Consider the following 7,108-nt stretch of genomic DNA (forward strand, 5'->3'; position numbering starts at 1 on the left):
CAGCAGGGCCACGGCGGTGGGCAGTTGCCCGCGCTGCCCACCGCCGCGCCAGTCCCGGGCTGCCGGTGTCGGCAGGCCAGGCGAGGACGAACAGGCGGTTGCGCTGGTGCGCGGCGCCGACCTCGGACGCGCGTACACAGCGCCACTCTGCATCGAACCCGATCGCGGCAAGGTCGGCGAGCACGGCATCGAATCCGAGGGAAAGGTGCCCTGCGACGTTCTCAAAGAGTGCGAGGCGGGGTCGTAGAACGCCAAGGGCGGCGGCGATGTGGGGCCAGATGTGCCGGGCATCGGTGGTTCCCTTCCGTTTACCGGCGGAGCTGAAGGGCTGGCACGGGTAGCCGCCCGTGAGGATGTCGACTGCCTCCACCGCGTGCCAGTCGACGGCCGTGAGGTCGTCGAGGTTGGGCACGCCGGGGTAGCGGTGGGCCAGGATGCGGGAAGCGCCGGGGTCGTTGTCCGCGACCCAGGCCAGGGACGTGCCGAAGACGTGCTGTGCGGCCATGTCCAGCCCGCCGTATCCGGTGCACAACGAACCGAGACGCAAAGCGCCGGTCTGGGCCATGCTGGAGACCTCCATCAGGTCTGCTGAGGGACGGATGGATGAGGGCGGCCCCGGACTTTGGCGAGACGGGGGCCGCCCTCGACGCTTCTAGAAGGGCGGTTCGTCGCTGGATCCGTTGGCCGCCCACGGGTCGGTGCCACGGCGTCGCCGGTGCAGCCATCGGGGCAGGGCCGGGAGGGGCAGCAGGGTCACGGCCCGCTGCGTCCAGCACGGGCAGGGCTCCCAGTGGGTACCGGCGTACTCGCCGTTGTGGTCGCCGTAGTCGTGCGCGATGCCGCCGACGCCCCGGCAGCCGGGGCAGTCGGGGCGGGGGGCGTCGGTCAGAGCCAGGGCCCGGCGGGGGCAGTAGGTGACCTTGATGCGGAGTCGGGGCACGTTCACGCGGGAAACTCCTGGTCGCGGTCGGCGGTGTGCCGAGTTCCGGCTTGGTGGATGTGCTGTCCGGTGTGGAAGAGGCGTCGGCCGGTGCGCAGGCGGTAGCGGCGGCCCTTGCAGCGGCGGCACAGCTTCATGCTGCGGCGCCGGGTGTTGCGCAGGCCGGTGCCGGAGCAGGTGCGGCAGACCGCGAACGGACTGACCGTGCACAACGCTGCGTAACCGGCGAGGGTGGCCAGGATGAGGGCGGTACTAGCGAGCAGCACGAGGGGTCCAATCCCTTCACACGCGGGTTTGCGGGGGTTGCGGCAGGTGGGCCGCTAGACGCTAGATCGCTGATCACAGCGGTTTTGGACTGCTAGCGGGGCTGCTAGACCTAGCAGCGGCGGCTGCTAGGTCTAGCAGCGCTGCGCGGCTCAGGCCGCGTCCCGGTCGGCGTCACGGCGCGTGATGGCGGCGGTGATGTCGGCGCGGTCGATGCCACGCCGGTTCTTGCCCTCACCCTCGTCGGTGGTGCCCCACACCTGGCCCGGCTTGATGCCCCACGGCTTCAAAGCCGCGGTGACGTTCTCGCCCTTCCAGCCGGTGTAGGTCTCGGGCCGGTGCGCGGCCAGGCGGGCGGCGATCCGCTCACACCAGACGGCCTTCTCCGTGGCAGGGAAGACAGCGAGGACATCGGCGAGGATGTCCGCCGCTTCGCTCTCCTTGGGCCCCTGGCCCACCGCGTGGCCGGTGACGTTGCCGTACTCCTCCCGCAGCGTGCGGGCGCGGGCGGCGACCTGTTCGGCCGCGACCGCATCCACAAAGGCACTGGCCACGATGCGCGGGTCGTCCCCCTCACCCGCCATCCAGCAAATCCCCCGGTCCGAGCGCGAGAACATCGTGGCCCGGTACCCCGCCTTGTACATCGACGTGCCCAGCACCATGTCGTTGGCGGGCTGTCCCATCACCTTCAGGCAAAAACGCAGCACGGCGTTGGCGCTGATGCCGGTGGGCAGGGACTTCGCGTCCGGGCGCTGGGTGCCGAAGAGCGTCACGATCCCCAGCGCGGGGCCGCGCTTGACGAGGTCGGTGCAGATCGCTTCGATCTCCTTGCCGTGCTCCTCGTGCTCGAAGGGCACCTGGCACTCATCGAACCCGGCCACGATCGGATGCAGCCCGAGCCGCTTGTCACTGGCCAGCTCTGCGGTGACCTTCGATTCCGGGCAGCGCGAGCGCGGTAGGTTCTTGATGACCTTCGCCCGCCGTCGCAGTTCGTCCTTCAGCTCCCGCAGGGCGTGCAGGACGTAGGTGATGTCCTCGTCCTCCTCACCGGCCCGGTAGCGGTGGCACACCGGTTCCAGGGCGCCGAAGTCGCCGGTGCCCTTGAAGTCGAAGGCGTGCAGTTCCGCGCGCGGGTCGAGGGCGGCGATCAGCAGGAACAGCCGCATCAGGAACGTCTTGCCCATGCGGGGGATGGAGCCGACGACGACGGCGGCGAACATCAGCGTCACGGCCACATCCCGCATGCGCTGGTCGTTGCCGAAGACGACGGGCTTGAACAGGTCCACCTGTCCGGACTTGGCCAGCGGCCAGGCGGGCTTGGTGGTCTCGTTCATCGGCTTGTCCCCCACCCACAACACCAGCCGTCCTTCGTGCTCGGTGGGATCAGGTGAGGGCCACACGCAGCCGACCTTGCGCCGCAGGCCGGAGGCCAGGGGCTTGCGGGCCTCCATGATGTCCTCGGGGGTGACGCCGTAGGGCAGGTCCAGGTCGGCGCGGTAGCCGGGCCCGTCGCGGGTGATTTCCGAGGTGAAGCGCAGGCCGTTCATCTCCCCGCCCTTCTTGATGGCGGCGGAGATCTTCGCGTTGCCGATGGAGTCCAGGCCGCGCAGCACGATCGTCCCGGTGAGCTTCTGCACCTCGGTCTTGAGCACGGCGGGGCCGACCACGGGGGCATCGGGCTGCTGCCCGGCCCAGCCCAGCAGCAGCACCCCGCCAGCGGCGAACGCGTAGAGGAAAGCGGGCGCCACCACGTAGAGCCACAGGGCGAAGCCGGTACCGAAGACGGCGGCGACCAGGGTGACCAGGCCCCGCAGCCGCACCCGTCCCGCGCGCAGCCGGGACAGGCGCATGTACTCCTCCACGTCCTCGTTGCGCACCGCGAACGAGCGCAACGGGGCCGCCTCGGAATCCCACACCCACCGCCCGGTAGAGGCCACCAGGCGGCAGGCGCCGCGCGGGGCCATCCCCGCCAGGCGGGCGCCATACACCGGCAGCCGCACCCCGTGATACATCGACGCATAGCCGAGGTTGGCCCCGGCGTGCCGGGCGGTGGCAAGGAAGTCACGCCGGTTGGTCAGCCACCCGGCCAGCACCGGACGGCGCTTGGTGGTGGTGACCTTCGGCTCAGGAAGGTTCGGGTTGTCCACCGGAACCGGCGCGGCGGGGGACTCATCCGGATCGGGTACGGCCCGCAGATGCGCGGACCCGTCAGGCTCGGTCATGCTGGGGGTTCTCCTGTCTGCTCACGAGTGGGGTGGTGCAGGGGCCCGCGACGGCCGACGTTGCTGCCAGGCTTGGGCGGCCGTCGCGGGGCGCAGCTACCGGCGGGCGCGCTCAACGGCGCGCAACCGCTTCTCAGCGGCCTTCCGGGCTTCCTTGGCGGCGGCCCGCTCAGGCCCGCGCGGGGCGGTGCGCTCAGCGACCGTCGCGGCGGCCACCTCCGCTCGTGCGGCCTTCAGCGCCGCCGCGTGAGCGTCGGCCTCAGCACGCGCACGCTCTTCGGCACGGCGGTCGATCGCGTCGATCCGCCGCTCAACGCCGCTGATGTCGCCCGCCGACTGCTTGGCGCCCTGGACCAGCAGCCCAGCACGCGTGAACTTCTCCTTGCGGGTGTAGACGCGGTCGGCCATGGGTCAGTGCTCCTTGGCGAAGTCGGCCCACACGGACCGCAGAACGACGACGCAGATGGTCAGGGACACGGCGCCGATCGCGAACGCGACCATGGAGACCGAGAGGGCAACGGCCAGGAAACTGCCGCCGACCCCGATCCCGATCCACTTCGCCGCACCCCCACCGCTGTTCTGCGCGGCGGGAGCGGGCGGATAGTGCGGGTGAGTGCAGGCAGGCGGGGCCGGGCGGTCGTAGCAGCCGCACCCGGCCTCATGCCGGTGAACAGGGAGATCCATGGGAGTCCTCCAACGAGACGCAAGCGGCGCGGCATCAGGCCGCCGCACGCTGGTCTTCGGGGTAGGCGCACGGCACGCAGGTGCCGAGCTGAGTGGGGATGACATAGCCCGCGTCCCGCCCGCACTGCGGGCAGACGCGGCGCGCACGCATGGCCTTGGCCAGCGCCGCCCACTTCGCCGGGGTCATCGGCCGCACCGGCTTCGCCAGGTCGATGCGGTAGAGGTAGGCGACCAGCGGCGGCCGGTTGCGGCGGGGCCACCTCCTGACCCCCGGGCCGCAGGCCACGCGCCCGCAACTGGCGGCGCGTGGCGTAGCCGTCCGGGGCCAGGCGCCACCGGAAGACCGGCAGCGTGGCGCTCACGCCGCCTCAACCTCCGGCTCTTCGAGCTGGTGACGCTGCTCAGCCGCCTGGCCCTCACGTTCGGTGCGCAGGGTCTCGCGCAGCATCCGGGCGCGGGCGGGTGAGGTGTGAACGGCCTTGCGGATGCCCTCCGCAGTCAGCGCCGCGTCCGTCCAGTCGGCCGTGGCCGACCGGGCCTCAGTCAGGAGCTGGGCCGAGGTGCGCTTGGGCCGTGCCGGTCGGGCGGCGGCCGGGACACGACCGGTCGCCCGACGTGGCCGGGTCGATTCCGCCGCGACCGATCCCCGCCCGGTCGGCAACGCTGTCGTGGCGGGGCCCGGCTTGAGGGCAAGGGCCGACTTCAGATGCCCGACCGGCGCGGGATCGGGCACCCCCACCCTGTGCAGATCCACCGGCGCCGGGGTCGATTCCCCCTGCTCAGCCGTAGACCGGTTCGGGAGGGAAACAGCGGATTCCACCTGGTTTGCGGTCGGGGTGAACATGGCGGACAGGGCATCGTTCGCCCCGGCCGTGACCCGATCTCGCTGCACCTCCAGCAGCCGCCCGGCAAGGGAGTCATCCCCCGACCCGACCTTGCGGGCCAGTCGCCACGAGCGCCGGTCCGATCGCTTGCGGGCGCCCTTGGCGGGGTGGTTGGCGGCGCGGGCCCGGTGATAGGCCAGTGCGCGGACGATGGCGGCGGCGCGTGCTTCGGCCTCAGCGTCCCGCCCGTCGAGGTGGACGACGATCCGCCGGGCCAGGAAGGCCATGCCTTCGGCCGCCACGGTCATGCCCATGGGGGTGACGGCGTAGATGACGGCCTGTCCCGCCTCGTCGGCGGCGGTGACGGCCATGGCGGACGCGGCGGCGGGCAGCGCCCACAGCCCCGCCCGGATCACCAGGGGTGAGGACTGCCCGAGCATGGTCAGCCCGAGCAGTACCAGGGCGAGCACGGCGGTCGCGCCCTCGCCCGCCGCGACGGCGCCCGCCGCCGTCCCGGCCCCGTAGGCGGCGCTGATGTTGCTGTAGGTGCCGATCCCACCGCCGATACCGGTAGCGAGCATCGGCCCGAAAGCCAGCGCGAGAACTGCCTTCTGGGTCTTCGTCAGCGGCCTGCGTGCACTCATGCCGCACCTCCCGCGTCCGTGTTGAGCAGGGTGAGCAGGTAGTGGGCCAGGGCGGGGGTGCCGACTTCGAGATACGGCCACGGGCAGCAGTCGTAGACGCCCTCCTCGTCCCGCACCTCCTCCGGGGTGCCCTCGTACAGGCGGCCGTGGTCGGGGCTCTCGCAGACCAGCGCAATGCCGGGCTGGTAGTCCAGGGACACCAGCCGCCAGGCCAGCCGCAGGCCCCGGTCGTTGATGGCGCACAGTTCCGCCACCGCTGCATGCCGCGCGGCGGCCACATCGGCGCCCAGGCGCACGGAGTGAGTAGTCATGCTCATGCGGCACCTCCCGCGCACAGCAGGGCGGCGAGGACCAGCAGGGCCCCGCCCGCGCAGGTCAGGTCCACCGCACGCCGCAGGCCCCGGAACTTCGCGACGGCGAGGCGGGACAGTCCGGCGATGTCGGCGGCCCGGTCGGTGACCACGGCGTCGGTGATCTCCTCAGCCGTGAGGGTGGCCCACAGCGGGAAGCCGTGGCGGCCCCGGAGGTTGGGGCGGACCGAGCGCAGCAACATGCCGGCAGCCGCGACCAGGAGCCCCATGCCCAGCCCGCCCGCCACAAGGGCGGGAGCGGTCAGGGGCGTGTCCTTGGCCACCGTCCAGGCCCCCGCCAGCACGGCGCCGACGAACGCCAGCAGCAGCGCGGTCTTCGTGTCGGTGCGGGCGATCTCGGCCTTCACCTCAGCGTGCGCGGCCGTCAGAGCCTCGTGTGCACTCCCGGGGGTCATCGCGCACCCCCGCTCCGGCCGCTGTGACGGCGCCAGCCGAGTACCTGCACGAAGAACCCGACACTGGCGACCAGCAGCAGCCGCTGCTCACCCGCCACCAGGGCGCCGATGCTGGCCGCCATGGCGACCAGCGATCCGACCAGAAGCAGAACGAGGGCAAGCCCCGTCGGGGAAGACGTGGGGGTGCTCATGCCGCATCCCCCGTCCCGGCCAGGTTCGCCGCATCAACGCGGGCGGTCAGCAACTGGTCGAGGGCGCGGCGCACCCGCTGCATGTCCACCTCGTTGGGGACGCGGTCAAAGGCGATGATCTGCGCGTCCAGCAGCTCCACCTCAGCGTCGGTGACGGGCCACTCGGCCTCGATGGCATCCAGCTCAGCGGCCGTGGGCTCCATCCACGGAGCGAAGGCCGTAACAGCCTCCTGAACAGTCACGATGAGATTCACGGGTCGTACTCCTTTGAAGTGTGGGGCGGCCCTACAGCGCCCCCGGAGTTGCAGCTCCGGGGGCGCGCGCCGTGTGGGAATGGGGTCAGCGTCCGAGCGCGTCAGCCCTTGCGGCAGGACGCGGCGTGACGCCGCGCGTAAGGGGTAAGGACCTTGACCGCGTGGCGAACCTCGGACTTGAACGTGACCGGCTCGCTCTCAACCAGGCGCTCACACGCCTGGCAGAACACGATGACCTCGGCACCGTCGAGGTAGATCTCGACGTTGAACCCGTGCTTGGTCTTGATGCTGGCCATGCGAACCTCCGGATGCCCTGGTC

At 71.5% G+C, this 7,108-nt stretch carries 12 protein-coding genes and 1 pseudogene; all 13 read right to left on the bottom strand.

The window, feature by feature from the left end; all coding sequences use genetic code 11:
• Positions 1-565: DNA cytosine methyltransferase (locus ACYVOO_RS25955; protein WP_461018124.1), on the bottom strand; the 565-nt coding region annotated here is incomplete at its 3' end.
• An 87-nt stretch (positions 566-652) separates the two neighbouring features.
• Positions 653-940 carry a hypothetical protein gene (locus ACYVOO_RS25960; RefSeq protein WP_461018135.1) on the bottom strand — a complete coding sequence of 96 codons (288 nt, stop codon included), beginning with the start codon at positions 938-940 and terminating at the stop codon, positions 653-655.
• Between the two features lie 2 nt (positions 941-942).
• On the bottom strand, positions 943-1,206 hold the full coding sequence (locus tag ACYVOO_RS25965) for a hypothetical protein (protein ID WP_461018125.1): 264 nt from the start codon (positions 1,204-1,206) through the stop codon (positions 943-945).
• Between the two features lie 150 nt (positions 1,207-1,356).
• Entirely contained in the window at positions 1,357-3,426 is a 2,070-nt protein-coding gene (locus ACYVOO_RS25970) for a cell division protein FtsK (protein WP_461018126.1), read from the bottom strand.
• A 96-nt stretch (positions 3,427-3,522) separates the two neighbouring features.
• A complete protein-coding gene (locus ACYVOO_RS25975) occupies positions 3,523-3,834 on the bottom strand; it encodes a hypothetical protein (RefSeq protein ID WP_461018127.1) in 312 nt (103 codons plus the stop codon).
• Positions 3,835-3,837: 3 nt separating this feature from the next.
• On the bottom strand, positions 3,838-4,110 hold the full coding sequence (locus tag ACYVOO_RS25980) for a hypothetical protein (RefSeq protein WP_461018128.1): 273 nt from the start codon (positions 4,108-4,110) through the stop codon (positions 3,838-3,840).
• Positions 4,111-4,144: 34 nt separating this feature from the next.
• A pseudogene (locus ACYVOO_RS25985) lies at positions 4,145-4,472 on the bottom strand (RRQRL motif-containing zinc-binding protein).
• Positions 4,469-5,578, bottom strand: coding sequence for a conjugal transfer protein (locus ACYVOO_RS25990; RefSeq protein WP_461018129.1), 1,110 nt, complete (start codon positions 5,576-5,578; stop codon positions 4,469-4,471). The pseudogene ACYVOO_RS25985 and the gene ACYVOO_RS25990 overlap by 4 nt, the downstream one beginning before the upstream one ends.
• Positions 5,575-5,895 (bottom strand): hypothetical protein, encoded by a 321-nt coding sequence (locus tag ACYVOO_RS25995; RefSeq protein WP_461018130.1) that lies wholly within the window; start codon positions 5,893-5,895, stop codon positions 5,575-5,577. Before ACYVOO_RS25995 ends, ACYVOO_RS25990 begins: the two co-directional genes overlap by 4 nt.
• On the bottom strand, positions 5,892-6,344 hold the full coding sequence (locus ACYVOO_RS26000) for a Pycsar system effector family protein (protein ID WP_461018131.1): 453 nt from the start codon (positions 6,342-6,344) through the stop codon (positions 5,892-5,894). The genes ACYVOO_RS25995 and ACYVOO_RS26000 overlap by 4 nt, the downstream gene beginning before the upstream one ends.
• Positions 6,341-6,535, bottom strand: coding sequence for a hypothetical protein (locus ACYVOO_RS26005; protein WP_461018132.1), 195 nt, complete (start codon positions 6,533-6,535; stop codon positions 6,341-6,343). The genes ACYVOO_RS26000 and ACYVOO_RS26005 overlap by 4 nt, the downstream gene beginning before the upstream one ends.
• Positions 6,532-6,789, bottom strand: coding sequence for a DUF6284 family protein (locus tag ACYVOO_RS26010; RefSeq protein ID WP_461018133.1), 258 nt, complete (start codon positions 6,787-6,789; stop codon positions 6,532-6,534). The genes ACYVOO_RS26005 and ACYVOO_RS26010 overlap by 4 nt, the downstream gene beginning before the upstream one ends.
• Positions 6,790-6,890: 101 nt before the next feature.
• The coding region (locus ACYVOO_RS26015; RefSeq protein ID WP_461018134.1) for a hypothetical protein at positions 6,891-7,108 on the bottom strand (218 nt) is incomplete at its 5' end.

Source organism: Streptomyces daliensis (genome assembly GCF_054782395.1).

Coding starts and splice junctions, on each gene's coding strand:
- ACYVOO_RS25970 (WP_461018126.1), bottom strand. CDS start 3,426: ATGACCGAGCCTGACGGGTCCGCGCATCTGCGGGCCGTACCCGATCCG.
- ACYVOO_RS25975 (WP_461018127.1), bottom strand. CDS start 3,834: ATGGCCGACCGCGTCTACACCCGCAAGGAGAAGTTCACGCGTGCTGGG.
- ACYVOO_RS25980 (WP_461018128.1), bottom strand. CDS start 4,110: ATGGATCTCCCTGTTCACCGGCATGAGGCCGGGTGCGGCTGCTACGAC.
- ACYVOO_RS25990 (WP_461018129.1), bottom strand. CDS start 5,578: ATGAGTGCACGCAGGCCGCTGACGAAGACCCAGAAGGCAGTTCTCGCG.
- ACYVOO_RS25995 (WP_461018130.1), bottom strand. CDS start 5,895: ATGAGCATGACTACTCACTCCGTGCGCCTGGGCGCCGATGTGGCCGCC.
- ACYVOO_RS26000 (WP_461018131.1), bottom strand. CDS start 6,344: ATGACCCCCGGGAGTGCACACGAGGCTCTGACGGCCGCGCACGCTGAG.
- ACYVOO_RS26005 (WP_461018132.1), bottom strand. CDS start 6,535: ATGAGCACCCCCACGTCTTCCCCGACGGGGCTTGCCCTCGTTCTGCTT.